This window comes from Blautia sp. JLR.GB0024 (assembly GCF_037000545.1).
Classification (GTDB): domain Bacteria; phylum Bacillota; class Clostridia; order Lachnospirales; family Lachnospiraceae; genus Blautia; species Blautia celeris.
Map to the genome: position 1 here is coordinate 208,958 of NZ_JBANBF010000007.1, position 26,842 is coordinate 235,799.

The 26,842-nt window shown below is 44.4% G+C and carries 27 protein-coding genes; 21 read left to right on the forward strand and 6 right to left on the reverse strand.

All coding sequences use genetic code 11. The features are described from left to right. Positions 1-6 precede the first annotated feature (6 nt). The gene (locus V8Q34_RS17110) at positions 7-2,220 is read left to right on the forward strand and encodes an ABC transporter permease (RefSeq protein WP_244806665.1); all 2,214 of its coding nucleotides are present in this window, start codon (positions 7-9) and stop codon (positions 2,218-2,220) included. Positions 2,221-2,412: 192 nt separating this feature from the next. On the opposite strand, the gene V8Q34_RS17115 is transcribed toward V8Q34_RS17110, so the two are convergent. Then, entirely contained in the window at positions 2,413-3,219 is an 807-nt protein-coding gene (locus V8Q34_RS17115) for an AraC family transcriptional regulator (RefSeq protein WP_227210475.1), read from the reverse strand. 156 nt (positions 3,220-3,375) lie between these two features. Between V8Q34_RS17115 and V8Q34_RS17120 the strand changes: the two genes are divergently transcribed. The 6 genes from V8Q34_RS17120 to V8Q34_RS17150 all read left to right on the forward strand — a co-directional run bounded on the left by V8Q34_RS17120 (position 3,376) and on the right by V8Q34_RS17150 (position 9,082). Beyond that, on the forward strand, positions 3,376-5,385 hold the full coding sequence (locus tag V8Q34_RS17120; RefSeq protein ID WP_227210476.1) for a beta-galactosidase: 2,010 nt from the start codon (positions 3,376-3,378) through the stop codon (positions 5,383-5,385). A gap of 186 nt (positions 5,386-5,571) precedes the next feature. Beyond that, positions 5,572-6,159, forward strand: coding sequence for a TetR/AcrR family transcriptional regulator (locus V8Q34_RS17125; RefSeq protein ID WP_103732182.1), 588 nt, complete (start codon positions 5,572-5,574; stop codon positions 6,157-6,159). Continuing rightward, complete coding sequence (locus V8Q34_RS17130; RefSeq protein WP_148392673.1) at positions 6,156-6,773, forward strand: DJ-1/PfpI family protein; 618 nt, start codon at positions 6,156-6,158, stop codon at positions 6,771-6,773. The genes V8Q34_RS17125 and V8Q34_RS17130 overlap by 4 nt, the downstream gene beginning before the upstream one ends. Positions 6,774-6,857: 84 nt before the next feature. Next, positions 6,858-7,484: a CatB-related O-acetyltransferase gene (locus V8Q34_RS17135; protein ID WP_033139519.1), complete on the forward strand. Its 627-nt coding sequence runs from the start codon at positions 6,858-6,860 to the stop codon at positions 7,482-7,484. Positions 7,485-7,605: 121 nt separating this feature from the next. Next, positions 7,606-8,664 carry a DUF3781 domain-containing protein gene (locus tag V8Q34_RS17145; RefSeq protein ID WP_442893852.1) on the forward strand — a complete coding sequence of 353 codons (1,059 nt, stop codon included), beginning with the start codon at positions 7,606-7,608 and terminating at the stop codon, positions 8,662-8,664. Between the two features lie 16 nt (positions 8,665-8,680). Further along, positions 8,681-9,082 (forward strand): ribosomal maturation YjgA family protein, encoded by a 402-nt coding sequence (locus V8Q34_RS17150; protein ID WP_335835960.1) that lies wholly within the window; start codon positions 8,681-8,683, stop codon positions 9,080-9,082. Positions 9,083-9,278: 196 nt separating this feature from the next. Here V8Q34_RS17150 and V8Q34_RS17155 read toward each other — a convergent pair whose 3' ends face one another. Continuing rightward, entirely contained in the window at positions 9,279-10,418 is a 1,140-nt protein-coding gene (locus tag V8Q34_RS17155) for an aminotransferase class V-fold PLP-dependent enzyme (protein ID WP_148392671.1), read from the reverse strand. Positions 10,419-10,687: 269 nt separating this feature from the next. Here V8Q34_RS17155 and V8Q34_RS17160 point away from each other — a divergent pair, with 269 nt between their 5' ends. The 6 genes from V8Q34_RS17160 (at position 10,688) to V8Q34_RS17185 (ending at position 15,501) form a co-directional block, all read left to right on the forward strand. Further along, positions 10,688-11,851, forward strand: coding sequence for an IS110 family transposase (locus V8Q34_RS17160; RefSeq protein WP_335835961.1), 1,164 nt, complete (start codon positions 10,688-10,690; stop codon positions 11,849-11,851). A 327-nt stretch (positions 11,852-12,178) separates the two neighbouring features. Then, on the forward strand, positions 12,179-12,433 hold the full coding sequence (locus tag V8Q34_RS17165; protein WP_148393628.1) for a hypothetical protein: 255 nt from the start codon (positions 12,179-12,181) through the stop codon (positions 12,431-12,433). Positions 12,434-12,506: 73 nt separating this feature from the next. Continuing rightward, positions 12,507-13,262: a MerR family transcriptional regulator gene (locus tag V8Q34_RS17170; RefSeq protein WP_033139525.1), complete on the forward strand. Its 756-nt coding sequence runs from the start codon at positions 12,507-12,509 to the stop codon at positions 13,260-13,262. Between the two features lie 58 nt (positions 13,263-13,320). Beyond that, positions 13,321-14,055, forward strand: coding sequence for an ABC transporter ATP-binding protein (locus V8Q34_RS17175; RefSeq protein WP_103731868.1), 735 nt, complete (start codon positions 13,321-13,323; stop codon positions 14,053-14,055). Further along, positions 14,042-14,785, forward strand: coding sequence for an ABC transporter permease (locus V8Q34_RS17180; protein ID WP_054353646.1), 744 nt, complete (start codon positions 14,042-14,044; stop codon positions 14,783-14,785). Before V8Q34_RS17175 ends, V8Q34_RS17180 begins: the two co-directional genes overlap by 14 nt. Before the next feature lie 152 nt (positions 14,786-14,937). Then, a complete protein-coding gene (locus tag V8Q34_RS17185; RefSeq protein ID WP_148393630.1) occupies positions 14,938-15,501 on the forward strand; it encodes a YdeI/OmpD-associated family protein in 564 nt (187 codons plus the stop codon). 33 nt (positions 15,502-15,534) lie between these two features. Here the strand turns inward: V8Q34_RS17185 and V8Q34_RS17190 are convergent, their stop codons facing one another. Next, a complete protein-coding gene (locus V8Q34_RS17190) occupies positions 15,535-15,933 on the reverse strand; it encodes a MerR family transcriptional regulator (protein WP_148393631.1) in 399 nt (132 codons plus the stop codon). A 136-nt stretch (positions 15,934-16,069) separates the two neighbouring features. Here V8Q34_RS17190 and V8Q34_RS17195 point away from each other — a divergent pair, with 136 nt between their 5' ends. The 3 genes from V8Q34_RS17195 (at position 16,070) to V8Q34_RS17205 (ending at position 18,321) form a co-directional block, all read left to right on the forward strand. After that, complete coding sequence (locus V8Q34_RS17195) at positions 16,070-17,185, forward strand: aldo/keto reductase (protein ID WP_335835962.1); 1,116 nt, start codon at positions 16,070-16,072, stop codon at positions 17,183-17,185. A 239-nt stretch (positions 17,186-17,424) separates the two neighbouring features. Next, entirely contained in the window at positions 17,425-17,646 is a 222-nt protein-coding gene (locus tag V8Q34_RS17200) for a helix-turn-helix domain-containing protein (protein ID WP_033139530.1), read from the forward strand. 39 nt (positions 17,647-17,685) lie between these two features. After that, entirely contained in the window at positions 17,686-18,321 is a 636-nt protein-coding gene (locus V8Q34_RS17205) for a flavodoxin family protein (RefSeq protein WP_335835963.1), read from the forward strand. Positions 18,322-18,572: 251 nt separating this feature from the next. On the opposite strand, the gene V8Q34_RS17210 is transcribed toward V8Q34_RS17205, so the two are convergent. Both V8Q34_RS17210 and V8Q34_RS17215 read right to left on the reverse strand, forming a co-directional pair. Beyond that, positions 18,573-19,649, reverse strand: a complete 1,077-nt coding sequence (locus V8Q34_RS17210; protein WP_335835964.1) for an alpha/beta hydrolase — start codon at positions 19,647-19,649, stop codon at positions 18,573-18,575. Next, positions 19,646-20,185, reverse strand: a complete 540-nt coding sequence (locus V8Q34_RS17215) for a PadR family transcriptional regulator (RefSeq protein WP_227210481.1) — start codon at positions 20,183-20,185, stop codon at positions 19,646-19,648. Before V8Q34_RS17215 ends, V8Q34_RS17210 begins: the two co-directional genes overlap by 4 nt. A gap of 255 nt (positions 20,186-20,440) precedes the next feature. Between V8Q34_RS17215 and V8Q34_RS17220 the strand changes: the two genes are divergently transcribed. Next, positions 20,441-20,572 (forward strand): hypothetical protein, encoded by a 132-nt coding sequence (locus tag V8Q34_RS17220; RefSeq protein ID WP_255786172.1) that lies wholly within the window; start codon positions 20,441-20,443, stop codon positions 20,570-20,572. Between the two features lie 28 nt (positions 20,573-20,600). Further along, positions 20,601-23,330, forward strand: coding sequence for a DEAD/DEAH box helicase family protein (locus V8Q34_RS17225; RefSeq protein ID WP_335835965.1), 2,730 nt, complete (start codon positions 20,601-20,603; stop codon positions 23,328-23,330). Between the two features lie 24 nt (positions 23,331-23,354). Here the strand turns inward: V8Q34_RS17225 and V8Q34_RS17230 are convergent, their stop codons facing one another. Then, positions 23,355-23,876, reverse strand: coding sequence for a GNAT family N-acetyltransferase (locus tag V8Q34_RS17230; RefSeq protein ID WP_033139534.1), 522 nt, complete (start codon positions 23,874-23,876; stop codon positions 23,355-23,357). A 152-nt stretch (positions 23,877-24,028) separates the two neighbouring features. On the opposite strand from V8Q34_RS17230, the gene V8Q34_RS17235 reads away from it, so the two are divergent. The 3 genes from V8Q34_RS17235 to V8Q34_RS17245 all read left to right on the forward strand — a co-directional run bounded on the left by V8Q34_RS17235 (position 24,029) and on the right by V8Q34_RS17245 (position 26,841). Beyond that, positions 24,029-24,709: a response regulator transcription factor gene (locus V8Q34_RS17235; RefSeq protein WP_033139535.1), complete on the forward strand. Its 681-nt coding sequence runs from the start codon at positions 24,029-24,031 to the stop codon at positions 24,707-24,709. Then, positions 24,697-25,902, forward strand: coding sequence for a sensor histidine kinase (locus V8Q34_RS17240; RefSeq protein WP_335835966.1), 1,206 nt, complete (start codon positions 24,697-24,699; stop codon positions 25,900-25,902). Before V8Q34_RS17235 ends, V8Q34_RS17240 begins: the two co-directional genes overlap by 13 nt. Before the next feature lie 66 nt (positions 25,903-25,968). Beyond that, positions 25,969-26,841: an ABC transporter ATP-binding protein gene (locus V8Q34_RS17245; protein WP_118594163.1), complete on the forward strand. Its 873-nt coding sequence runs from the start codon at positions 25,969-25,971 to the stop codon at positions 26,839-26,841. The last annotated feature ends 1 nt before the right edge of the window (position 26,842 follow it).

The window sequence follows — 26,842 nt, forward strand, 5'->3', positions numbered from 1 at the left end:
AAGGTTATGTGGAAAGAATATTCCAGGAGTTACATAAAAAACAACCGGTCATCCGGTATCTCCGTCATGGTGGCTGCTTTTATATCCGCGTTGTTTCTGTCACTGCTCTGCAGCCTGTTTTATAACCTTTGGAAATATGAGGTCGAGAGGATTCAGATAGAGGAAGGAAGCTGGCAGGGGCGTATAGAAGGGAGTTTCGATGAGGATACGCTGGCTGCTGTGAAGAATTTTCCCAATATAGAAAAAGTGGTCATAAATCAGGAAGGGACAGAAGGGGAGAAGGCTGCAGTTGATCTTTATTTTGAAGATATGGGAACGATTCTTGAAGATCTTCCAAAAATCGCCAAATTAGCAGAGGTACCGCCGGAGGCAGTTTCCTGCCATCATTCCCTTTTGGCCATGTATCTCATTCGGGACCCGCAGGATACTGCTCCCAGACTGATCTTTCCGCTTTTTCTGGCGATAACCGCTATGGCCTGTATATCTCTGGTCATGATCATACACAATTCCTTCGCTGTGACTATGAATGCCAGGGTGCATCAGTTTGGTATATTTTCCAGTATAGGAGCTACACCGGGACAGATTCGGACCTGTCTGCTGCAGGAGGCTGCCGCATTGTGTGCAGTACCGGTAGTGTCCGGTAATTTACTGGGTATTATGATTGCAATGGGGCTATTGAAACTGGCAAATATCATGGCGGGAAATCTGGCAGAAGGACGCCATGAAGCAGAATGGGGATATCATCCTCTGGTATTTATATGTACATTTGCTGTTACTGTTTTTACTGTCTGGCTCTCGGCCTGGTATCCTGCAAGAAAACTGAGCCGGCTGACACCACTGGAAGCCATCAAAAATACCGGTGAACTTCCTCTGTACAAGCGGAAGAATTCACGATTATTGTCCTTTTTCTTCGGGTTGGAGGGCGAACTTGCCTCCAATGCGCTGAAGGCACAGAAAAAAGCATGGCGTACTGCTACTTTATCTTTGACCTTTTCTTTTATGGCTTTTACGTTAATGCAGTGTTTCTTTACCCTTACTGATATCAGCACGCGAATGACGTATTTTGAAAAATACCAGAATGTCTGGGATGTGATGGTCACGGTAAAGGATACAGAGATGGATACATTTGGCGGGACAAAACAAATGCAGGAGCTTTTGGATGTGAGAAGCTGTACCGTATACCAGAAAGCGGAAGCAAAACGGTTGATCACAGAGGAAGAAATAAGCGGGCAGTTCCGTGCTGCGGGCGGTTTTGAAAACGCAGATCAGACCTTTGTGTCAGATACAGACAGCGGATGGATGATCCATGCGCCTGTGGTCATATTAGATGATGCCAGTTTTCTTTCGTATTGTGAACAGATTGGTGCAGAACCAAGACTGGATGGCGCTGTGATCTTGAATCGGATCCGGGACAGCAGGAATCCCAATTTCCGCGATCCTGATTACATTCCGTACCTGAAAGAAGACCGGGGAATTACTGTCCTGAGAAGTACAGCAGATGATAAGATGGCAGCAAAGATCCCTGTGATCACCTATACACAGGAGGTTCCTGTTCTGCGGGAGGAGTACGGTACATTGGATTATTATGAACTGGTACATTTCCTTCCGGTTTCCCTGTGGAAGCAGATAAAAACGCCGATTGGCGGAGCAGAGGAAGATTTTTATATCCGGGTACTTGCCGGGGAAAATGCGGCGATGGATGAACTGGACAGATTGGAAAAGGAGGTCACCCGGCTTGTGGGCAGCGGATATACAATAGTAAGCGAAAACCGCATACAGGAAAAGCTTTCCGATGATAAGATGAAAGATGGCATGATGTTGATCTTTGGCGGCTTTTGTGTACTGCTTGCTTTCATTGGAATCGGCAATGTGTTTTCCAATACGCTGGGGTTTGTGCGCCAGCGAAGACGGGAATTTGCCCGTTATATGTCCGTGGGGCTGACACCCGGAGGGATAAAAAAGATGTTCTGTGTTGAGGCTCTGATCATTGCCGGACGCCCGGTATTGGTGACCCTGCCTCTTACCATCCTTCTGGCTGCGCTTATGCTGAAGGCAAGTTACCTGGAGCCCATGATTTTTATAAGAGAAGCTCCGTTCATACCTGTGCTGGCATTTATAATCGCTGTTTTTGCTTTTGTGGCGCTGGCTTATTATATTGGCGGGAAAAAAGTTCTGCGGTATAAGCTGGCTGATATTTTGCGGGACGATACCATGAACTGAACCGGCAGAGTGTTCACATGATCCCTGTCATGGGAATGCTGTACAAAATGACCCGCATGGGCACAGCTAAAAAAGTTACCTCTGTTTTTGAGGATATCATGGGGAAAAAGCCGCAGAGTTTTTGACAGTTTGTAAAAAAGAATCTATCAGCCTGGAAACAGTGAGGAACATATGGGAGTATCGCACATAAAACTAGTTAAGCTTCCGAAACCCCAAAGGCGTGACCCCGGTTATTTTCCTGAAGATAGAGATAAAATGGCTCGCATCCGCAAACCCCACCTTATGCGCAATATCCTGCACTTCCGTACGCGGATTTGTGAGCAGATACTCCTTTGCCTTGTTGATCCTGTAAATAGTCAGGTATTCATAAGCGGAGCATCCCAGAAAACGGTGGAACAGCCGTGACAGGTACTGGGGCGAGATGTATACCTGGCGGCTGAGTTTCTGTACGGTCAGCTCGGAATGATAATTTGTTTCGATTTCCCGTATCACCGGGGCCACATACCTCTGATACAGGGAATCTTCCAGTAGATCATGGGTATAGATACCGTCTGCAAGAAACATCAGGAGCCGATAGCAGTCTGCAGATAAGGCTTTGACATCCATGGGCGGGTTCTCATATTTCTTTACTATGCCGGAAATAAAAGACGCTATCTCGGCACCCTGCTCCTTTCCTATAAAGATAAACGGCCTGTTTCCTAAAAGTCTGGGAATGCTGCTTTCAATAGTCCCTGTAAAGGTGGCAAACAGGGTGAGCCATTCCTCTGTCTCCTTTCCATAGGAATGCTGGATGAACGGCGTGATCAATACACCTTCTCCCTCCAGCAGAAGGTATTCCTTTCCCTGTATGGTGATTCTGCCGCTTCCCTTTTCGGACTGGAGATAGTGGCAGAGCGGATAGCCCTTGGGACGGGAAGTGTGTTCCTGTACCCAGTGGTTTCCTATGGAATCAAAAGTAAACGGTTCGCTGACCGGTGTATTTCTAAAATGGATCGGCATTGTTCTCACCTGTTTCAAAATGTTATATTATTTAGCTTAACATATTACACAATCCTTTGTCTATCTATAATATAATTAAACTAACCGTAAGAGAAAGCAGAAGTAACGGTTCAGCTTGTCTGAATTGTTACAAGCAGAAATAAGGAGACAGGTGACATGAAAGGTAAATTTAAAAGAATTTTATACGGCGGGGATTATAATCCAAACCAGTGGCCAAAGGATATCTGGCAGGAGGATATGAGGATATTTAGGGATGCGCGGATCAACAGCGCCACCATCAATGTATTTTCCTGGGCAAAGATCCAGCCCTCAGAGGAAGTCTATGACTTCAGTGAACTGGACGAGATTGTGGAGATGCTGAGCCGGGAGAATTATGACATTGTGCTTGCCACATCCACGGCTGCGCTTCCCGCATGGATGGTGAAGCGGTATCCTGAAGTTGCAAGAACAGACTATGAGGGAAGGCATCACAAATTCGGACAGAGGCACAATGCGTGCCCGAATTCTCCGGTCTATCAGAAGTATGCGGAGGCGCTTGCAAAAGAACTGGCAAAGAGATACGGAAGCAATGAACATATTGCGTGCTGGCATATTAATAATGAATACGGCGGCGAATGCTACTGCGAGAATTGTGAAAAGGCATTCCGCATCTGGCTGAGGAAAAAGTATGGAACCATAGAAGCTCTGAATAAAGCGTGGAATCTGGAATTCTGGGGACATACCATTTATGACTGGGATGAGATCGTACTGCCTAATGCGCTGAGTGAAGGGCTGGGGAGCGATAAGACGGCATTTGCGGGGATCTCTGTGGATTACCGCAGATTTATGTCAGACAGCATGCTGGGTAATTATGTGATGGAGCGGGATGCGGTCCGCTGTTATGATAAAGAGACTCCGATCACCACGAATCTCATGGGAACCTACAAGGGGCTGGACTATTTCAAATGGGCAAAAGAGATGGATGTCGTGTCCTGGGACAATTATCCCAGCTATGACACACCGTGGAGTCAGACCGCTATGTGCCATGATCTCATGCGCGGTCTGAAGGATGAATCTTTTATGCTGATGGAGCAGACACCGAGCCAGCAGAACTGGCAGCCATATAATTCTCTGAAAAGGCCGGGACAGATGCGGGCCCAGAGTTATCAGACCATTGCTCATGGTGCGGATACCATCCAGTTTTTCCAGCTTCGCAGAAGCGTTGGCGGATGTGAAAAGTTCCACGGGGCAGTCATTGCCCATGTGGGTACAGAGGATACGAGAGTGTTCAGAGAGGTACAGCAGCTCGGACAGGAACTGGAGATGCTGGGAGACCGGACACTGGATTCCGTCAATGAGGCAGAGGTGGGCATTGTCTTTGACTGGGATAACTACTGGGCATTGGAATATACCAGCGGACCGAATGTGGATCTGACATATGTAGACCAGATCCACCAGTATTACCGGTATTTTTATGAGCGCAATATTCCTGTCAATATGATACCCTTTGACGCGGATTTTAGCAGGTATAAAATGGTTGTAGCGCCTGTTCTTTACATGGTGAAAGCCGGTATGCAGGAAGCCCTGGAGGATTTCGTAAGCAAAGGCGGCGTTCTGGTCACTACATATATGAGCGGAATCGTGGACCAGTCGGATAATGTATATCTCGGCGGCTATCCCGGAGTTCTGAGCAAAATGGCCGGAGTGTGGGTGGAAGAGATTGACGCCCTGGCACCGGAGCAGGAAAATACGGTGATTTTTGACGATGGTGTCAGTGTGCCCGGCAGATTGGTATGTGATATCATACATCTGAGAGGGGCAGAATGCATCGGCCGTTACGGAAAAGATTTCTATGCAGAGAGCCCGGCAGTGACCAGGAATCTGTTCGGGGACGGATCCGTATATTACATCGGAACAGAAATGGACTGCCGGGGGCTTGCGAAGGTCCTTGACATGGCAGCAGAAGATGTAAGCGTTAAACCGGTTGTGGAAGAGAAGACAGGTCTTGAGATCACCTGTAGGAAGAAAGACGGACAGAGATATTATTTTGTGATCAATTTTAAGGATGAAGATTTTGAAATTCCCTCCTGCTTTGTGGGAAACACAGATGTGCTGACAGGGGAATGTGTGAAAAGCGGCGAGATGCTTTCAAAATATGATGTAAAGATTATCTGCACAGAAGATTAGATATTAGAATTATCATAAAGTTTCTGCTAAAAGAGGACAGTGGCACTGAGAAGTGTGCGCAGTCCTCTTTTGGCATAGACGATGTATGGCCTATATGGATTGACAAAACCGAAAGATGGGATATAATGAAAATAGATTGAAACATAAACGGATTTATATAAATACATTTTTAGAGAAGGTGAGATATTGCCGCGGACACAAATCCCAAAAGAAGCCATATTGAAAGCCGCCCTGAGGAAACTGATCCGGGATGGGTATTCCAGCTTGAACATCAAAAGTATTGCGGAGGAGATTGGCTGTTCCACACAGCCCATTTCCTGGCATTTTGGCAATATGGAGACACTGCGCAGAGCGCTGGCAGAATTTGCTTTGAACTATGCCAATGAGAAAATGTACAGAGGCGGGAAACAGGGGATGGATGCCTTCTTTCATGTGGGCAGGGCTTACATAGAGATGGCATTTGATGAACCTAATCTTTTCCAGTATCTGTTTATGAACGGCGGAAGCGGAAACCGTGGAATCGGATTTAGACAACTTGTAAATACGGATGAGAAAAAAGAGATGATACAGCAGATCACAGTTGATCTGCAGATACCGGAAGAAAAGACCAGCCAGTTTTTTCATAATATGATAATCTACACACACGGTCTGGCCTCTTATATTGCCACAGGACAAATCACAGCACCCAAAGAAGAGGTGTGGGATATGCTCAAAAAAGCCGTCTTTTTGTTTCATGAGGAACAGGCGCAGTCAGAGAAGGGAAAAGAAGGATGAAAAAAACAATTTTATTTGTAATACTGGAGCAGTATGCGGATTGGGAATCAGCCTACCTGGCATCAGCGCTCTATATGCTGGGACAGGGAAAATATGAGGCAAAGACAGTATCCCTGACAACAGACAGGGTGGCATCCATCGGCGGTTTTCATGTGGTACCGGATTATGATATCTACTCAGTGCCGGAGGATTATGAAGCTGTCATTCTGGTTGGAGGCATGTCCTGGAGAAATGCAGAGGCCGGGAAAATCGCACCTCTGGCAAAACAGTGCTTTGAAAAGGGAAAGGTTCTTGGTGCAATATGTGACGCATCAGCTTTTCTGGGAACCATTGGCCTTTTGAACCACGTTGAACACACAAGCAATGATTTAAATGACTTAAAACAATGGGCAGGTGAGGCATATACAGGGGATGCTAATTACATTGCAAAACAAGCTGTGAGCCATAAAAATGTGGTTACCGCCAACGGCACAGCAGCGCTGGAGTTTGCAAAAGAGGTACTGCTCGCTTTAGAAGCGGCACCGGAGGAGAAGATAGTGGAATGGTTCCAGTTTCACAAACTGGGATATTATGCTTCCGCAGTGCCTAAGGACGCCAATAGCTGGAACGACTAGAGAAGAGGTGAGGTGCGGTGAAACGTTGTATTGCAGCAGCCGGAATAGCTGATAAACCAAATTGTGATTACAGGAGGATTTTTTATGACTATTCCGGAGAAAGAAATTTATCCCAGAACAGGCGATAAACAGACGATTTATTTAAAGAACGTGATCCATGATCCCAATATAACGGTTGGGGAATACACGATGTATAACGATTTTGTCAATGACCCGGTGCTGTTTGAGAAAAATAACGTATTATACCATTATCCCATCAACAGGGATAAGCTTATCATCGGGAAATTCTGTTCCATTGCCTGCGGCGCAAAATTTTTGTTTAACAGTGCTAACCACACATTCCGTTCGTTGTCCACATACCCGTTTCCTCTTTTCTTTGAGGAGTGGGAGCTGGATAAAAAGAATGTAACGGATTCCTGGGACAACAAGGGAGATATTGTGATCGGCAGTGATGTGTGGATTGGTTACGAGGCTGTTGTAATGGCCGGCGTAACTATCGGTGACGGGGCAATCATAGGGACCAGGGCAGTGGTGACAAAGGACGTTCCGCCCTATACAATCGTAGGGGGGATACCTGCGAAACCTATACGAAAACGTTTCTCGGAGGAAACCGTTCAGGCACTGCTTGACTTAAGGTGGTGGGACTGGCCGAAAGAAAGGATCATGCAGAATCTGCAGGCCATTCAGTCCGGCTGTATAGAGAAGCTTTGAAAGTGGGGCCCTTCGGGGCCCTGCATGAATATCTCTGCCTGCCGGGGTATGGAACCGGCTGCCAGGGAAATATCAGCGAACGGCAGAGCTGTCCGCAGCGTTTTGCAGATATGGAGTGACTATGGAAAATGAGAGAAGAAACAGACTGACGGATCATCTGGATAAACTGCATACAACAGAGTTAGGGGCAATGCGGATCAGAAGGAATCTTGCCCTGGATACGGATCAGGTGACAGCATGGTGCAAAGAAAAAATAAGGTCGCCCCATGCTGTTATCACCAGAAAAGGAAAGAACTGGTATGTAAGCGCTGATGGCTGCGTCATTACGGTTAACGCCGGCAGTTGGACGATCATTACAGCACATCGGGAAAAACATAGAGCGGATACATCCGTAAATTATATCAGCGGAAATAAAGCGGCATGGGAGGAAGCCTTTGAGCACAGGCATCCCGGCTGGGGAGAGGAAAACCATGTAAAATTAATGCATGAGAGGCTGCCGTTTTTCTGTCCGGATGTTATAAAAGAACTGGAACAAATAGATTTTAAAGAGAAAACCATATCCCAGTTTTGCTGCAACAACGGACGGGAACTGCTGTCCCTGATGCAGCTTGGGGCCAAAAATGCGGTGGGGTTTGATATTGCGGAAAATATTATAGAGCAGGCAAGAGACACCGCGGAGAAGGCCGGCATGGACAACTGCCGTTTTGTCTCATGCAATATACTGGAGATTCCTGAAACATATAACGGTCAGTTTGATTTTATTTTGTTTACCATTGGAGCGCTGACGTGGTTTGAGGACCTAAAACCGCTTTTTCGGAAAGTGTCAGACTGCTTAAAGACAGGGGGAATCCTGTTAGTCCATGATTTTCATCCGGTGATGAACATGCTGCCATTGCCGGGGGAACCGGAATTTGACGAGAAACATTTGAATAAAACAGCGTATTCTTATTTCAGAAAAGAGCCATGGAAAGAGAATGAAGGGATGGGATATATGTCAGAGACATACGAATCCAAAACCTTCACCAGCTTTTCCCATACAATGGCTGATATTATCAGTGGGGTAAGCTGTGCAGGGATGCGCGTGCTGAAGCTGGAGGAGTTCGATTATGATGTGGGCTTGACTGAGGCATATGATAAAAAAGGATTACCGCTGTCTTTTCTTCTGACCGCGGAAAAATAACGGCAGGAGTGGAGCAATGCAGGAAAATAAAGAAGCAGAACGAAACAGGATCATATATTTGATATGGATCATAGTGACCATGATACTCGGCCTTTCATCAAGAAAATTCGGTCCTTATCTACCGGCATTTGTCAGGGATTATGCGGGGGATACTCTCTGGGCATTGATGGTATTCTGGGGGATTGGATTTCTATTTGTAAAAATGTCCACAGGAAAGGTGATGGCCGCAGCGCTTCTGCTTTCCTACGCCATAGAATTTTCTCAGTTATACCAGGCAGATTGGATCAACGCACTGCGCCATACCACTTTGGGCGGTCTGGTATTGGGGTTTGGTTTTTTATGGAGTGATCTAGTGTGTTATACTGTCGGAGTCCTGGCAGGCGGGCTGATGGAATATCTGATAAAAAGGGACAGGTGAAAATGGAAGCTAATGGCCTTGACCCTGTATTTGAAGCATATTTCCTGCGAGTGAACGGGTTTATCAGGAAACCATCCGGACATTGAGAGCGTCGCCAATCACAAGTCTGCTGCAAGTGGGCATCATTGCGCCTGTGATTGAAGAAATCTGGTGTCATATATCGCTATTATGACAGATTCTGGGCAAATACTGTATTTTATTCCGAAGCAATTTTTCTGACAGCATCAATGGCTGCCTGCACTTCCTCCTCTGTGTTGTAATAGGAAAAACTGAACCGTACAGCGCCCTGTTCGACTGTTCCCAGTGCCTGATGCAGTCTGGGGGCACAGTGTGCTCCGGGCCTGGTGGCAATATCATAGACCTGGGACAGTTCATCACTGACTTCTGACGAATCATAATCCCAAATATTCAGAGCTACAATAGGAGCGCGCATCCACGTGGAAAAGTCCCCGTATATCGTTACGCCATCTATATCCTTTACCCCCTCATAAAAGGTTCGGGTAAGTCTCTGCTCATGTCTGAAAATACGGTCCATCCCGGTTTTTTCAATAAATGCGGCGCCGGCGCCTAAACCGGCGATCCCATGTCCGTTCAGAGTACCCGCCTCAAGGCCTGTCGGCAGTTCTTTCGGATGTATCCTGTCAAAGGTCCGGATTCCGCTTCCTCCCACTTTTAAAGGTCTGATCTCCAAGTCACCGCACACAGCCAGTCCGCCTGTCCCCTGAGGGCCGAAGAGACTCTTATGTCCGGTAAAACACAACACATCAATGTGCATTTCCTGCATGTCAATGGGGAACACACCTGCAGTCTGGGAAGCGTCCAAAATAAAAAGTGCGCCGTATGTATCTGCGATTTTACCGACTCTGGCAATATCGACTAAATTACCTGTAAGATTTGAGCCGTGTGTACAGACGATAGCTTTTGCGTTATCTTTTACAAGAAGCTCCAAACGGTCATAGTCAATACATCCCCTTGTGTCTGATTCTGCAAAAGAAAGCCGGATACCCTTTTCCTGTTCCAGCCGATAGAGGGGTCTGAGAACAGAATTATGCTCCAAATCTGTCGTGACAACATGCTCTCCGGGTCCGATCAAACCCTGTATTGCAGTATTTAATGCCTCTGTAGAGTTTAGGGTAAATACAACATTCTGAGCCTGCGGACAGTGAAACATCCCTGCCAGGATCTCCCTGGTTTCATAAATCCTTCTGGAAGCTGTGAGTGCCTCCTCATGGGCGCCCCTGCCGCTGTTTCCCATATGCATCATAGCCTGCAGCACTGCCTCTGCCACCTCCGGGGGTTTATGCAGTGTAGTAGCCGCATTATCAAGATAAATCATTTCCTTCTTGTATGATGTTTATAGAAGCTAAAACATCACATTTTCCTTTCTTTTAGTGATGTGACATAATACATTCAGATGCTGTGGACTTTTGATTTTCTTCTGTAGTCCAACTACTTAAAGGAGTGTATTGCCACGGTTTTATCTGAATCATTTATAAGCTGGATATTGCCACGAGGGAATTCCTTCCCGAGCACTTATTTCAATCAAGTCTATGAGGGTAAACACCTGTGGAATTGTCACAGTATCACACTCAGAAAGGAGATCTTATGATTTACGTAGGCATTGATATTGCCAAACTCAACCATTTCGCCTCTGCCATTTCTTCAGATGGTGAAATTATGCTTCAACCGTTCAAATTTACAAATGACTATGATGGCTTCCATCTGCTGCTTCACAAGCTCGATTCTTTCGATCCTGACAGCCTCATCATAGGTCTTGAATCAACGGCTCACTTTGGCAACAACCTTTTTGAATTCCTTGTCAAACATAACTACAAGGTCTGTGTCATAAACCCTATCCAGACCTCTGCAATGCGAAAGAACAACATTCGCAAAACAAAAACGGATAAGGTAGATACTTACATAATTGCTAAAACTTTAATGATGGATCCTCACCGTTTCTTTTCGCAGCATGATCTTTCAATCATGCACTTAAAGGAATTGGGGCGTTTCCGCATGAAACTAATCAAGAAACGTACCCAGGGCAAGATTCAACTAATGTCGTATGTTGATCAGGCTTTCCCTGAACTGCAGTATTTCTTCAAATCTGGCATCCACCAGAAATCTGTGTATGCAGTTCTTAAAGAAGCACCTACGACCAAAGACATTGCTTCTATGCACCTGACCCATCTGTCACACTTGCTTGAGGTTTCCTCCCACGGTCATTTCAAGAAAGACACAGCGACTGAATTAAGGATTCTGGCACAGAAGTCTGTCGGTTGCAACGACAGTTCTATATCTACTCAGATAACTCAGACCATTGAACTGATCGAGTTACTGGATAGCCAGGTTCATGACGTTGAATCTGAAATGGAATTGATTGTCAATTCTTTGGCTTCCATCATTATGACCATTCCGGGCATTGGTTTTATCAATGGCGGAATGATACTGGGCGAGATTGGCGATATTATGCGCTTCTCCAGCCCATCAAAAGTGCTTGCATTTGCTGGTCTTGATCCGACTGTCTATCAGTCTGGAAACTTTAACGCCAGCCATACCAAGATGTCCAAACGTGGGTCTTGTCCCCTTCGCTACGCTTTGATAAATGCAGCACATAACGTTGTCAAAAACAACAAAACCTTTAAAGATTACTATGATCAGAAAATCTCAGAGGGAAAGTCCCATTACAATGCCTTAGGTCATTGTGCCGGGAAGTTGGTTCGCATCATTTATAAAATGCTCACTGACAACGTTTCGTTTAATTTGGATTAATATCTGACCGTTCATATATATATTTAAAAAGCACCCTATGGGAGCTCTATTAAAGTTAGCCATTTTTCCGGTCAGAAAATAAATATAATCTTTTGCTAATTTAGGGTTGACTTTTCATAGCTGGTCTCCTTTTACCAATACTGTTTATTTTTATATTATACCAACAGCAATGCACAGGAAGCAATACCCTTTGCGTATTCCTTTCGCGATATATTACAATCGTACTTCGTTTGTTTCCTTCGAGTGCTTGACTCTCACCTTACGTGATACAGTATAATCAGAAAAAAACAGACACACCGGTGTATGTTTGAAAGGCGGGATGTAATTATGAAGGAAAATCTGGATATGAGCAGGTATTTTGCTGCACTGGAGGCATTCAAAGAAGAACATCATGATGAGGTGATCAAATACTGGAAAACGGAGAAAGCCTTTGACAACATGATAAAACAATTCAGGAAAAAAGAAAAACAGATGGCCAGGGACGCCATAAAAAGCTTTGGGAGCATAGACAAATACACGGATGCCATGATAGAAAATCTCGGGCATCTGACAGAAGTCGTTGAAGAACTCATGCGTATGTGATAAAATAACCCTCCACTATAACACCAGACTTGATATCTATGTTACGGTAGTCTTTGTAAGGAGGCATAAAAAAATGAACACATACAGGACTTCGGAAATCGCAGAAATCATCGGCGTACATCCCAATACGGTGCGTTTGTATGAAGAACTGGGGCTGATTCCAAAACCCGGACGGCTTCCAAATGGCTACAGAGTATTTACAGAGCTTCACATAGAGCAGTTCCGCCTTGCCCGTCTCGCATTTCAGATCGAAGTGCTGCAGAACGGGCTGCGGAAGAAAATAGTACAGATGGTAAAAGTGTCTGCGGCAGGTGATTATGAGAAGGCACTGGAACTCACACGGGAATATCTGCTGCAGATTCGGCAGGAGATTGCCAACGCGGAGGAGGCCACCCAGATCGCTGAGCAGATTTTAGACGGCAGAACAGAAGAAAATCTGCACACCATGAAACGGAAGGAAGTGTCCGAATACTTAAATGTTTCCATGGATACCCTGAGAAATTGGGAGATGAACGGTCTATTGACAGTCAGACGCAGGCAGAACGGGTACCGCGTTTATACAGATGGAGATATCAAGCGCCTGAAGATTATCCGTTCCCTTCGGTGTGCCAACTATTCGCTGGAAGCTATTTTGACCATGCTCGGGCAGGTATCAAAAAATCCGGGGATAGATATCAAGAAAGCGCTGGATACACCGAAGGAGGATACCGAGATCATTACAGTGTGCGATAAACTGGTGACCTCCCTCACCGCGGCAGAGTTAAATGCGGAAAAAATAATGGAGAAGCTCACGGAAATGAAAATCAGATTTTCTGAACCCTCCATTTAACCACCAATGTTTTTTCCTGTGATATCCTTGTCCTTGATAAAACAAGGAGGTAAAAGATATGCAGGAAGTAATCAAAGTAGAACAGCTCACCAAATCCTACGGTAAGCTGCATGCAGTGGAGAACATAAGTCTGTCCGTTGACAGGGGAATGGTATTTGGCCTGCTCGGAGCAAACGGCGCAGGAAAATCCACCACGATCGAATGTATCCTGGGAACGAAAAAAGCCGACACAGGGACGATTCGCATTCTGGGAGCAGACCCTTTTAAGGACCGGAAAAAACTCTTTGAAAGGGTAGGGGTACAGTTCCAGGAGAGCAGTTATCAGGAGCAGATCACAGTGGCAGAGCTGTGCCGGGTGACTGCCTCATTATACAAAGAAGCCGCTGACCCCTTTGCACTGCTTGCTCGGTTTGGAATTGCGGATAAGAAGAACAGCCCTGTCAAAGATCTGTCCGGAGGACAGAAGCAGCGTCTGTTTATTGTTCTTGCGCTGATACCTGATCCGGAAGTAGTTTTTTTGGACGAACTGACAACCGGGCTGGACGCAAAAGCACGGCGGGAGGTATGGAAAATACTTTCTGACCTGAAAGAAAAAGGTCTGACCATTTTTCTGACTTCACATTTCATGGATGAAGTGGAAGCTTTATGTGACGGTATCTGTATTTTGAAACGAGGAAAGATCGTTTTCTATGGAACAGTTTCAGAGGCGATAGAAAAAAGCCCGTATGAGAAATTTGAGGACGCTTATCTTTGGTATACAGACGAGGAGGAACAGGCCAATGAAAACATTTAGAACCATGCTTAAGACAGAACTGAAATTATCACTGCGGGGAATGGATATGTTCATATTTGCCATCTGTGTCCCTGTTGTGGTGTTGGTGATACTGGGAATCATATACGGAGAAAAGCCGGCCTATCCGGGGGCAGACTATACCTTTTTGGAACAATCCTTTGGCGCCATTGCCACTATATCTATTTGCGCCGGCGGGGTAATGGGACTGCCCTTGGTGGTCTCGGATTACCGGAGTAAAAAGATTCTGAAGCGCTATCAGGTCACCCCGGTCAGTCCGGCCATGATCCTGTTTGTGCAGGTAGTCATTTATACCCTGTATGCAGTGGTTTCTTTTTTGCTGCTGTATCTTACAGGTGCGCTCTTTTTCGGGTATCGGTTTAACGGGTCAGTGCTTCATTTTCTGGGAGGCTACCTGCTGGTGCTGGTATCCATGTTCAGTATTGGCATGATGGTGGGAGGCATAGCGCCGAATACGAAAATAGCGGGTGTGATCGCCAGTATTCTCTACTTCCCCATGCTGATATTTTCCGGGGCAACACTTCCCTATGAAGTTATGCCGGCAGCCATGCAGAAGGCAGCCAATATCCTGCCTCTTGCACAGGGGATAAAATTACTGAAAGCAGCATCTCTTGGGCAGGGCACAGAAAATGTGACGGTATCGGTCCTCATTATGATCGTGATCGCGGTACTCTGTACAGGGATAGCTTTTCGATACTTTAAATGGGAATAAAGCGGATGCATCAGTGCTTTGTATAGATTTTGCAGACCGTCTATGATACAATGAAGAATATTAGAAATTCAGAACCCGGTCCTATACAGGAAAAGCCGGTATGACTTTTTGATGTTGGAACTGTGGTATCTTATAGAAAGCGAGACTGCATTATGAGCGAACCTATACTTTTTAAGACACGTGAGGAGTTCAGGGATTGGCTGAAAAACAATTGTATGACCAGCGGCGGCGTCTGGCTGCTTTTCGGAAAAACGAAGGAGCTGGTAACCGTCAAAGCCGGAGAAGCACTGGAAGAGGCTCTTTGTTTCGGCTGGATTGACGGCCTTATGAAACGGGTCGATGAGAAATCTTATGTGAAATACTTTTCTGCCCGCAGAAGCGGCAGCAAATGGTCAGAAAAAAATAAGGCGCTGGCAGAGGCTCTTGAAAAACGCGGTTTGATGACGGATTTCGGAAGAGCAAAGATTGAGGAAGCAAAGAAAAACGGGCAGTGGGAGGGCACTGCCCCAAAAGTGGTTATAGGTAAAGAGCAGATAGACTCTGTGGCGGAACTGCTGAAAGGAAATGAACAGGCATATGCAAACTTCCTGAATATGTCCCCGTCAGTGCAGAAGACCTATACCAGAGCATATCTGGATGCCAGGACGGAGGCCGGACGCGTCAAACGGCTGGCGTGGATGACTGAGAGGCTGGAAAAGAATTTAAAACCCATGTGAAGGTTTTGCTCCGGACTGCCTGATCTGTCAGATTTAATTCTCAGCGGGAATCAAATTACTGTTGTATTTGGTTTTGCCCGACATAACATCATCATAAAAGGTCTGTTTCCAATCTATGTAGTCAATGGAATCCTGAAGTTCCTGCATAGAGAGGAGCAGGTCTTTTCTTTTTTGCTCCAGAATGACTTTCCGCTTAGGTATGGAAGACTGCCCCTGGAGGCACAGAGCGAGATATTCTTTCATTTCTTTCAGGCTCATACCGCATTTCTTCAGACAGGTCAGGCTTTTGATCCATGCAATATCATGCGCATCAAAGACACGGCGATTTGTCTTGTCACGTTTTACATTGGGAATCAGACCCTCATTGCAATAGAATTTCAGTGTTTCATAATGCATGCCTGTTTTCTCACAGGCCTGTTTCATTGTATACATGATAACCTCCGTAAAATAGGAAAACTTAAAAAAGCTATTGACCGGTAGCAGCTACCGGAGAGTACAATGCAAATGATATCAATGGAAATGCAGAATGTCAAGTTTGCAGTATGTTAAAAAACAGGAGGATTTGCTGATGTATAATATTAAGAAAAATTTTGGCTTCGGATGTATGAGGCTTCCCATGATTGACGGGGAGGTGGACCAAAGGCAGTTTTCAGAGATGGTGGACACTTTTTTGGAGGCCGGATTTAACTATTTTGATACGGCACACGGGTATCTGGGAGGCAAAAGCGAATTGGCACTAAAAAGCTGCCTGACCAGCCGGCATCCCCGGGACAGCTATATCCTTACCAATAAACTGACGACGTTTTTCTTTGAAAAGGAAGAGGAGATCCGGCCGTTTTTTGAAAACCAGCTTGCGTGGTGCGGCGTGGAATATTTTGATTTTTATCTGATGCATGCCCAGAGTGCGGAAAACTTTGCAAAATTCAAACGCTGCCATGCGTATGAAACGGCATTGGAACTAAAGAAAGAGGGAAAAATCCGCCATTTCGGCATATCCTTCCACGACCATGCAGATGTGCTGGAACAGATTCTGACGGAATACCCGCAGATTGAAGTCGTACAGATACAATTCAATTACCTGGATTACGATGACCCTGCAGTACAGAGCCGGAAATGCTATGAGGTCTGCCGCAAATATGGAAAGCCGGTGATCGTTATGGAGCCGGTAAAGGGCGGTAATCTTGTCAATCTGCCGGATGAGGCCGGAGCCGTATTGGATGAGTTAAAGGGCGGCAGTCCGGCCAGCTATGCAATCCGGTATGCAGCCGGATTTGACGGTATGATGATGGTGCTTTCCGGTATGAGCACCCTGGACCAATTGGAAGACAACATCAGTTACATGAGAGAGTTTCAGCCTCTTTCCCAGAAAGAAATGGACGCAGTGGATAAAGTACGGAATATTTTCCGCTCCATGAATCTGATCTCTTGTACTGCCTGTCGGTATTGTACAGATGGATGTCCGAAACATATATCTATCCCTGATTTGTTTGCCTGCATGAATACAAAACAGCTCTATCATGACTGGAACGCGGATTATTATTACAATAACGTCCACACAAAGAAAAACGGAAAAGCATCTGACTGCGTAAAATGCGGAAAATGTGAGGATGCCTGTCCGCAGCATCTGCAGATCAGGAATCTCCTGGAAGATGTTGCAAAAGAGTTCGAGAAAACCTGCCGTTAGGCAGCAATTATCTCCAAGAGACAACAGCGGGTTATCAGTGTGGCACAGCACGCTGCGCCTGAACCATCCGATTTTTGAGCAGACAGTTGTAGATGGAAGAATAGGATTGCAGTGATTGTGTGTGATAATGTATAATAAAGATAGTAAAAGATAGAAACAGAAATTCAAGAATGGAGTTTTTCGGATTATATGAGTATCTTCAGGACGAATTCCAGAAATTATTTTAGGAGATTGCTCATATGGAGAATTATGGAAGTATTGAAGTGAAGATTGATGAAATGCTCGAAAAGAGAAATTTAAGTAAAAATAAATTATGTTTTAAAGCACAATTAGAACGGAAGCAATTAAATAAACTTTACAAAAACGAAGCGGTAAGAATTGATTTCGGTGTTCTATGTCGAATATGTTTTGCTTTGGATTGCGACATATCAGATATATTGATATATAAAAAGCCTGAGTAAAGGCCAATAATAAAAAGATGTAAAGAGGGGATTCTACTAATGAAGATACTAAGTATATCAGCAACCAATATTCAACATTCCCAAAAGAACAGCATGTCACTATTACTATGCAACAAAATAGCGGAATTTTTGAATTGTAAAGAAATACAATGTGAAGTAATCGATTTAAGAGACTATACTTTGCATCCGTGTATTGGATGTGGTAAATGTTTTAGTAGTAAAAGATGTAGTGCTGATTCAGATTTCAATAAGATTTACAATAAAATTACCAGGTCAGACGGAATCTTTTTTATTTCACCTCATTATGCTCCCATTCCTGCCAAACTTAGTATGGTGCTGGAGAAAATGGAGCAGATCACCTTTTTACATTGGTGGAAAGATAATACATATAAGTCTGAATTATATGGACTGCCCGCGGGAATAATTTCGCATGGTGGTGGGTCTGATTGGGCATTAAAAAGCTATAAAGCAATGGTTAATGATACAATCGCAAATGCTTTAGACACAATTCAATGTAATGTAGTACCATATGACGAAGAATGGAATACTGGAATTTCCATACCAGTACAAAGAGTTATGGAAGATAGCGATATCTTCCCAATACAAGAATATGATTGGCCTATGATCGATCAAAAAATAAAAGATTATATCGAAATTTTCTTGAGAAAGATTTAATATTAATGAAAGACAGATGTTATTGTTGAATGTGTATCAGACGGCAATAATATTTAAAAAGAAGATAGGAATCACCGTTTCTACTGTTAATTGATTCGGTGATTCCTGTCTTGTTTATCTGTAGTTCTCGCTACATAATTCTTTCGGCATCTGTATGAAGAGGTGCAAAAAGTTGTTTTATCCCCATCGGATATATCGGAAATCTTAAGCGGAGGCGCAGGTTCTATTGAGGTAAAATAAAAGCAGGCTGTCTATGGGTGGTGTATGACATGGCATAATGCATCTGACAGCGTTTCAGAAAACTCTTTTTTCCTGTCAATGAATGGAATATGTCCGGTGTTCCTTATTGTTATAAATTTCTTATAAGGTGCGGAAATAGCATTAAAATATTTAACTGCCATAGGATAAGGTGTTGTCCAGTCGCAGTCACCGGCAATGATGATAACCGGAGTTTCATACTGCAGTGTATAATCGTACATGGTTGATTTTTGGTCCGCTAAAAGTGTCTCATAAAGCGCACTGTTTGCTGCAATGAGACTGCCAAAACTGAACATCCATCTTAAATTTCGGAAGGTCATATACGGAGAAAAAAGCTGTAGGATGAGCATTTTACTGCTGTATTGGGAAGGCAGATACTTCTCTTTTAACTGACGGAATTTCAGCAGTTTTGCTGCTTCCGGTTTATCAAATTTTCGGCACTTCATTATCGGTTCAAGCATTTTTTCTATTTCATATGCATCCTGAGGGCGGCCCGCTGCATAAGCCAAGTGGACGGCTTCCTGTGCGGATACCTGTTCTGATTTTTTAAAATCCAGCATTTGGCTGACGGAAATACAGGCCAATACCTTTTCAGGGTGCTGACCCGCATAAATAGCACCGGGAAAGGTTCCCCACGAGTGCCCCATGAGGATAACCTTTTCTTTTTGAAACTCCAAACGAATATGATCGACAAGCTCATCTAAGTCCGACAGCAGTAAATCCAGAGTAGGTTTTGCGGCTGTTTTATTCTGATAAAAGGTATTTCCACAGCCCCGCTGGTCCCAGTGGATCACGGTATAATCCTGTTCCAGCTCTGCCTGCCAATCATAGGAATAATATGCCATCGGATTGCCTGGCCCTCCGTGCAGCATAAGAATAACCGGATTGGAACTATCCTGTCCCCGGATTTGTATGTACTGTTTTATTTTGCCTATGGTTATATATTCAGATCTTTGAATCCCTGTTTTTGAACGGATTTTATATTGATGGGCAAAAGTGATTTTGCCTGTAATGATCGTGAGTACAAATAATAATATACATCCCATCAATAGGAGCAGTATGCTTTTCATTGACTTTCATCCTCTAATACCCTTAATATTTCTTCAATAAACTGCTGCTGCCTGCGGATAATGGCAAACATGTTTTCTATAGTGATCCTGGAGATTGGAGAAATCGGTTCATTAGCATTTTCGTTACTCTTTTCCCCCTGTTTCAGTTCGCTGTATTCCATTTGCAGCTTCTCTTTTTGTGATTCCAGGGCCTGCCGGGCATTTTCGCGGGGGATTTTATCGATGAGAGATAATCCGCTGTACAGTGTTGTAGGATATAGGACAGAGGAAGCGCCCAGTGCATCAAATATTAAGGATTGCAGATAAGCTGTTCCCTTATCTGTGATTTTATATACAGCTTTTTGCCGGTGGCCCGTGTATTCCACATCAGCTATCTCAATATAGTTATCCTGTTCCAGTTTTTTTAACGCATGATATATGGAACCAACCAATACACCGCCCCATCTTTCAGCATCTGCCATGCTTATCTTTTGCTGAATATCGTAGCCGGACATAGGGCGTTCCTCTAATAAGCCGAGTACCAGTAACTTTGTCACAGTTTCTTTACCTCCGATTCATATACTCAATATTGAGTATACAACAATGAGGAAATTTGTCAAGGTATTTTACAAGACTGCATTATCCGTAATACTTTATAGGATTACTTGACAGAATCCACATTAGAATTTACAGTTAAAGACAAATGATAAGTTTTTCTAAAGGCTGTTAATATAGTGGAAGAACTGATAGGAAAAATGCTATATGCTTATATTTGACAGAGTATGGAAAAATACGGGTAAAGGATGAATATTATGAAAACAAAACTGGTTTGTTTTGATTTAGATGATACATTGATCAGAGGAATCCATTCAGTTATGCTCCCCTGCATCTTGAACGGCAAAGAGGAGGAACACGCCATAATCCAGAAACAGGAAGAAAACTGAAAAATAAGCAGGAGCAGAAATATATTATATGAATGTTTATGACAATATTTTCAAATTTAAAGGTTCCTGGAGATCCTACCAGGAACGGGTATTAAAACATGCGGATACATATCTTCAGGATGGAAAAATACATATTGTGGCGGCTCCGGGGTCAGGGAAGACAACCCTTGGTATTGAGCTTATAAGGAGACTGGGGTGTCCGGCGCTTATCCTGTCGCCCAGGCTTGTTATCCGGGAACAATGGCTGGAACGTATTCGGGAGGCGTTTTTGACAGAAGATGCGGAACACGGAAATATTCTGTCAAATGATCTGAAGTCTCCGGGATTGGTGACCTCCATAACATATCAGACCCTGTACAGCGGAATGAACCGTTATAAGGGTGAGCTGCAGGAGGAAGATACGGCGGGGGGCAGCCAGTCTGTGGATTTTTCCGGATTTGATCTGCTGGAGGCAGTCAGGACAGCCGGGATACGGGTGATTTGCCTGGATGAGTGCCATCATCTGCGCAGCGAATGGTGGGCTGCGCTGGAACATTTTATGCATGAGATGGAAAACGCCGGGGTGAAGGTCATATCTCTGACGGCAACACCGCCCTATGATTCCACGCCGTCCCAGTGGGAACGGTATATACAGCTCTGCGGACCGATTGATGAGGAGATCATTGTTCCGGAACTGGTTCGGGAAGGGAGCCTATGCCCGCATCAGGATTATGTCTATTTTAATTTTCCTACCGGTGAGGAGGAAGAAAAAGTCAGGGACTTCAGAAACCAGGCGGAATCATTGCTTCAGAGCCTGATGGCAGACCGTGAATTTTTAAATATCATGGCTTCCCATCAGAAGATGCTGGATTATGATACATATGCGGAAACGATGCTGGAGGAACCGCCGTATGTATCCGCAATGCTGATTTTTTATACCGCAGCCCGGATTCCTTTTGATACAAGATGGAAAAAGCTTTTAGGCGTCAGGAATTTTCCGGAAATGGATGTGCACTGGATGGAAATATTACTGCAGAAGCTGCTGTTTGATGACAAAGACAGTTTTGTATGCGATGCGTATTACCGGGAAACACTTACGAAACAGCTGAAGAAGCAGCAGTTCCTTGTACGGCAGAGAGTCGGTCTTGTATTCAACAGTGGGATACAGAAATTACTCACAAACAGTCTGGGAAAGCTGGAAAGTATCAAGGCAGTTGTGAAAACAGAATTCAGGTCCATGAAATCAGAGCTGCGGATGCTGATACTTACCGATTACATACGGAAGGAATTTAAAACAATCATTGGAAACCCGGATGCGGAGGTCAAAAGTATCGGCGTAGTTCCCATTTTTGAGATGCTTCGCAGGGAAGCGGCACCGGACTGCAGACTGGGGGTTTTGTGCGGCAGCATGATCATTCTTCCGGTCACAGCGCTTCCCTGCCTGGAGGCCCTTTTGCGGGGAAGCACCGAAAACTGCAGTATGTCTGCCAGGGAGTTCGCAGACCGGGAAGGCAATCCGACGGGATATGCCCAGATAGATATCAGCGGCAGAACCTCTGATACGACAAAATGGATCACACAGGTTTTTGAAGCAGGATATGTGCAGGTTTTAATTGGCACAAAGTCACTGCTGGGAGAAGGATGGGATTCCCCGGGAATCAATTCCCTGATTCTGGCCAGTTTTGTGGGTTCCTATATTTTAAGCAACCAAATGCGCGGAAGAGCGATTCGTGTGATGCAGGGCAATCCGGAAAAGACAAGCAATATCTGGCATCTGGTCTGCATTGAAAACCAGAAAGAAGTGCGTGCAATGCGCAGGCTGGGATGCGATGAAGAAATGCTGTCGGAGGACTTTGCCACACTAAAACGGCGTATGAAGGGATTTATCGGGGTCAGCTATGATGGGACCAGTATTGAGGACGGTATGGAGCGTCTGGATATTATCCAAGGTCCTTTTGACAGGAAACGAGTTCTGGTGATCAATCAAAAAATGGAGGAACTGGCCGGGAACCGTGAGGGGCTGCGACAGAAATGGAAGGATGCCATCTTGATGTATGACGGTATGGAGGTCATGGATGAAGTGGAAGTGGAACAGGGAAGGTTAAAGACAAAAGCTGTATTTTTCAATATTATGGGGCTGGTCTTTCTGGATGTAGCTTCTATGGTTATTATCCAGGGCATCCATATATGGGGAGAAAGTGCCGGCAAAAAAGATGTTTTTTCCCTGCTCCTGTATCTTGCTGCTATGCTGTTTCTCTCAATAGGCATGATTTTTCTGGTGTGGAAAGGGATAAAATATCTGACGCCGCTTCGATATTTACAGCTCATTGGAAATGGGGTGCTTAAGTCCCTGGAGTATAAAGGGCTGATTTTATCAGCGTCGCGGGTGGAAGCCAGTGACTTAAACGGCGCGTTTTATGAAGTATATCTAAAGGGCGGAAGCGTACGGGAAAAAGATATTTTTTCAAACTGTGTGGAAGAGTTTTTTGGTGTAGTGGATAACCAGCGCTATCTGCTGTACAGAAGGCACGCGGGTGTGGGAATGATGAAATATTTCTGTGTGCCGGAAATCTTTGCAAAGTCAAGGGAAGATGCCCTTTTGTTTTCAGAGTGTATGAAAAAGACAATGGGAAGTTATAAGCTTATTTATACCAGAAACCCGGAAGGGCGGAAGATTTTAATACAGGCCAGGGCCCATGCCTATGCAAACCGGGCTGACCGGGAACTGCAAAGGCTGGTAACCGGGAGAAAGCGGAAGGTGAAGAGCAGGCTGGAATAAAAATAACCGATATACGAAAGTTTCCTATAACAGATATTCGTAGAGCATGTAGTCCGTCAATCCGGTGTCTTCATAAAACAACTGAATGGTATCCCTATATTGAAATCCCATGCTGCTGTAAAGTTTCTGCGCAGGGATATTGGTGCCGAGCACGTCTAAGCGGACTGCTTTTTGGCCGTTTTCCCCGGCAGTCCGAATGGCTTCCCGTACCATGAATTTCGCGATGCCCTGTCCCTGAAAAGCGGGAAGTACACCCAGTGCGTGCACTACGGTTACTTCCCGGGGATTGGCGGAAATACTCCACTGTATTTTTTCATATCCCTCTGTACTTTTATGATTTAAGATCATTGCAGCCGCATAAGTGCTGCCGGAGAGAAGTACATACAATTCTTTCCCGCGGATCGAGCGCATCAGAAGTTCATCCGATGGATAAATCCCCTTTTTCCATCCCGGTTTATATAAGGCAGAGTCCATCGAATCAATCAGCTGCCAATAAAAATCCCTCACTTTTTCCCATTCCGTTTCGTTTGCTGTATACAGTTCCATATGCAGAATCCCTGTCCCTTTAATTTTATACAGCAATTGTATCACAACAGGTAATAGCAAAACAAGTACGGAACTTTTTTATTTTGACTGAAAATTGACTTTTCTGTGTTATAAGTCAGGTTATCATTTATAAGAAAAGGAATGTGATAAATATGAGCAGAACATACAAAATATTACTGATTGATGATGAGCAGTCAATCTTAGATATGCTGGCGCTGCAGCTTCAGTCAGAGGGATATAAAGTCTATACAGCGGCAAATGCAGATCAGGGACTGGAAAAGCTTTCCTGTGAGCCGGATATGATTCTTCTGGATATTAATATGGCCGGCATGAACGGGCTGGATCTATGTGCAAAGATCAGAGGATTTGTTGTCTGCCCCATTCTGTTTCTGACAGCGAGAATAACCGAACAGGATAAGGTAAACGGTCTGCTTGCGGGCGGTGATGACTATATCACAAAACCTTTTTCCATGGATGAGCTGCTGGCAAGAATGACAGCACACTTACGGCGGGAGGAGAGATATCACACAAAAACACAGGGCAGGTTCTCAGAAGAAATGATGATTGATTACGGTAAAAGAAAGATTTATATCAAGGGAAGTCCTGTAGAACTGTCAAATAAGGAATTTGAGATCATTAAGCTGCTATCCAGGAATGCGGGACAGGTATTTGATAAAGAACGGATCTATGAACATATATGGGGATTTAACGCGGAGGGTGACTGCAGTGTTATCAAAGAACATATCAGGAAGATCAGGATAAAGTTTGCCGAATATACCGATAAAACTTATATTGATACCGTTTGGGGAGTGGGGTACCGATGGAAAAATTAAACGGAATGATACAAAAAATGTCATTAAAAAAAGCACTTTTATCTATATCAGCCGTCAGTATTATTCTGGTAGCGGCTTTATCTGTTATGACCATCTTTTTACTGCTGAATTTGAATCAGAAAATTTTAAATACCAGGCCCATCACCATCAGAAATTCGGATATACAGTATGAAGCCGGCGAAAAGGAAGAAGGTGATTCACTGCAATATATCGTAAAACCGGATCAGTATGTATATGGAAAACTGACGGCGGAAAATCAATTGAGATATAATGTAATAACGTTTCTCATGGCAGCACTGCCGGTGTTGTATGTGGCCATCGGTTCCCTGGCAGTTGCCGTTTTTTATTATCAGGTAAAGCTGCGCGTTCCCATAGAAATCCTGAAGCGGGGGATCAGTCATATAGCTGACCAAAACCTGGATTTTGAATTGCATTACCATGCGGAAGATGAACTGGGTATGCTGTGCAGTACCTTTGAAAGTATGAGAAAAGAGCTGTACAAAAATAATCAGAGGATGTGGGAGGCGATGCAGGACAGAAAGGCTCTGACAGCTTCCGTATCCCATGATCTGAGAACACCGATTACGGTAATCAAGGGATATCTGGATTATCTCTCTAAAACCATGCTTAGAGAGCAGCTGACCGAAGAAGTATTAGAAATGACGCTTCATAACATGATGCAGTCAACAGAACGCCTTGAAAGATATGTAAGCTGTATCCATGACATTGAAAAAATAGAAGAAATAGAGATTGAAAAATCTTCTGTCTGCATGAAGGAGCTGGTGTCATGTCTGGAAAAAGATTTTTCACTTATGGCTGAACAGCGAAATATCACTTTTGTGCTGGATAATAAAGCAAAACAGGAAGTGATATACACAGATAAGAATATGCTGTTTAAAGTACTGGAAAATCTGTTCAATAATGCCTTACGGTTTACAAGAGACAGAATTCTGCTGACCATCACGGAGCATGAGGATGCGATCGCGTTTGTCATGGAGGATAACGGAAACGGTTTTTCACAGGATGAACTGGAGCATGCCGCTTCTCTGTTCTACACTTCCAAAAGAAATGCAGATCATTTTGGACTGGGACTGTCAATATGCAAAATCCTCTGCGGGAAACTGGGCGGCAGCTTACATTTGAAAAATTCCCCGGACGGTGCCAGTGTCATAATTAAAATCAAAAAGCAATAGAACTTTTCGAAAAATTGACTTTTCTATGAAAAAATCTCCTTATACAAAGCGTAAGGAGGTTTTTTTATGGAAATCAGAATCGAACATTTATACAAAAAATATGGCGGACAGGAAGTTTTAAGAGATGTCTCTTTCAGGATTCCCGCAGGCATGTATGGCCTGCTGGGGAGCAACGGAGCCGGAAAAACGTCGTTCATGCGCATTCTTGCCACCATTTCAGAACCTACAGCAGGAGCGGTGACAATAAATGATATGGATATCCGAAATAAAAAAGAGATCAGAAAAATAGTAGGATATCTGCCCCAGGAGTTTTCTGTTTACCCATCCATGAAGGTTTATGCTGCGCTGGATTATCTGGGTATTTTAGCTGAATTACCGAAAGCAGTGCGGAGACAGAGAATAGATACGGTTTTAAAACAAGTGAACCTGGAATCAGAGAAAAATAAAAAGTTTAAAAACCTTTCCGGCGGTATGAAAAGACGCTTCGGCATTGCGCAGGCGCTGCTGAATGAACCGGAAATACTGATTGCCGATGAACCGACAGCAGGTCTTGACCCGGAAGAACGCATACGGTTTTATAATCTTTTTTCCGAACTTGCAAAGGACAGAATCATACTTCTGTCAACACACATTGCCGGTGACATTGAGGCGGCCTGCTCCCGAACGGCGGTACTGGACCATGGAAAAGTCATGTTTGAAGGAAGTATTGCTGAAATGCGGAGGCTCTCAGAGGGAAACGTATATCTGACGGAAATAAAGCCCGGGGAAATAAATGATTTTAAAAAGAAATATAAAGTGATTCATCTGCAGCAGAATGGTCCTGATATCCTGTGCAGGTTCCTTTCCGACACAATACCCGCTGTAACACATGTTTTGTGTGAACCGACAGTGGAAGACAGTTACATGTATCTGCTGAAACAATGCGGGGAGGGAGAATGAT

Bases quoted from the DNA above. Each gene is read 5' to 3' on its own strand.
- V8Q34_RS17235 (WP_033139535.1), top strand. From the start codon at position 24,029: ATGAGCAGAACATACAAAATATTACTGATTGATGATGAGCAGTCAATC.
- V8Q34_RS17165 (WP_148393628.1), top strand. From the start codon at position 12,179: ATGAAGGAAAATCTGGATATGAGCAGGTATTTTGCTGCACTGGAGGCA.
- V8Q34_RS17205 (WP_335835963.1), top strand. From the start codon at position 17,686: ATGAAGATACTAAGTATATCAGCAACCAATATTCAACATTCCCAAAAG.
- V8Q34_RS17225 (WP_335835965.1), top strand. From the start codon at position 20,601: ATGAATGTTTATGACAATATTTTCAAATTTAAAGGTTCCTGGAGATCC.
- V8Q34_RS17130 (WP_148392673.1), top strand. From the start codon at position 6,156: ATGAAAAAAACAATTTTATTTGTAATACTGGAGCAGTATGCGGATTGG.
- V8Q34_RS17155 (WP_148392671.1), bottom strand. From the start codon at position 10,418: ATGATTTATCTTGATAATGCGGCTACTACACTGCATAAACCCCCGGAG.
- V8Q34_RS17180 (WP_054353646.1), top strand. From the start codon at position 14,042: ATGAAAACATTTAGAACCATGCTTAAGACAGAACTGAAATTATCACTG.
- V8Q34_RS17115 (WP_227210475.1), bottom strand. From the start codon at position 3,219: ATGCCGATCCATTTTAGAAATACACCGGTCAGCGAACCGTTTACTTTT.
- V8Q34_RS17145 (WP_442893852.1), top strand. From the start codon at position 7,606: ATGGAAAATGAGAGAAGAAACAGACTGACGGATCATCTGGATAAACTG.
- V8Q34_RS17200 (WP_033139530.1), top strand. From the start codon at position 17,425: ATGGAGAATTATGGAAGTATTGAAGTGAAGATTGATGAAATGCTCGAA.
- V8Q34_RS17190 (WP_148393631.1), bottom strand. From the start codon at position 15,933: ATGTATACAATGAAACAGGCCTGTGAGAAAACAGGCATGCATTATGAA.
- V8Q34_RS17175 (WP_103731868.1), top strand. From the start codon at position 13,321: ATGCAGGAAGTAATCAAAGTAGAACAGCTCACCAAATCCTACGGTAAG.
- V8Q34_RS17185 (WP_148393630.1), top strand. From the start codon at position 14,938: ATGAGCGAACCTATACTTTTTAAGACACGTGAGGAGTTCAGGGATTGG.
- V8Q34_RS17160 (WP_335835961.1), top strand. From the start codon at position 10,688: ATGATTTACGTAGGCATTGATATTGCCAAACTCAACCATTTCGCCTCT.
- V8Q34_RS17170 (WP_033139525.1), top strand. From the start codon at position 12,507: ATGAACACATACAGGACTTCGGAAATCGCAGAAATCATCGGCGTACAT.
- V8Q34_RS17195 (WP_335835962.1), top strand. From the start codon at position 16,070: ATGTATAATATTAAGAAAAATTTTGGCTTCGGATGTATGAGGCTTCCC.
- V8Q34_RS17135 (WP_033139519.1), top strand. From the start codon at position 6,858: ATGACTATTCCGGAGAAAGAAATTTATCCCAGAACAGGCGATAAACAG.
- V8Q34_RS17220 (WP_255786172.1), top strand. From the start codon at position 20,441: ATGAAAACAAAACTGGTTTGTTTTGATTTAGATGATACATTGATCAGA.
- V8Q34_RS17150 (WP_335835960.1), top strand. From the start codon at position 8,681: ATGCAGGAAAATAAAGAAGCAGAACGAAACAGGATCATATATTTGATA.
- V8Q34_RS17210 (WP_335835964.1), bottom strand. From the start codon at position 19,649: ATGAAAAGCATACTGCTCCTATTGATGGGATGTATATTATTATTTGTA.
- V8Q34_RS17240 (WP_335835966.1), top strand. From the start codon at position 24,697: ATGGAAAAATTAAACGGAATGATACAAAAAATGTCATTAAAAAAAGCA.
- V8Q34_RS17110 (WP_244806665.1), top strand. From the start codon at position 7: ATGTGGAAAGAATATTCCAGGAGTTACATAAAAAACAACCGGTCATCC.
- V8Q34_RS17230 (WP_033139534.1), bottom strand. From the start codon at position 23,876: ATGGAACTGTATACAGCAAACGAAACGGAATGGGAAAAAGTGAGGGAT.
- V8Q34_RS17120 (WP_227210476.1), top strand. From the start codon at position 3,376: ATGAAAGGTAAATTTAAAAGAATTTTATACGGCGGGGATTATAATCCA.
- V8Q34_RS17245 (WP_118594163.1), top strand. From the start codon at position 25,969: ATGGAAATCAGAATCGAACATTTATACAAAAAATATGGCGGACAGGAA.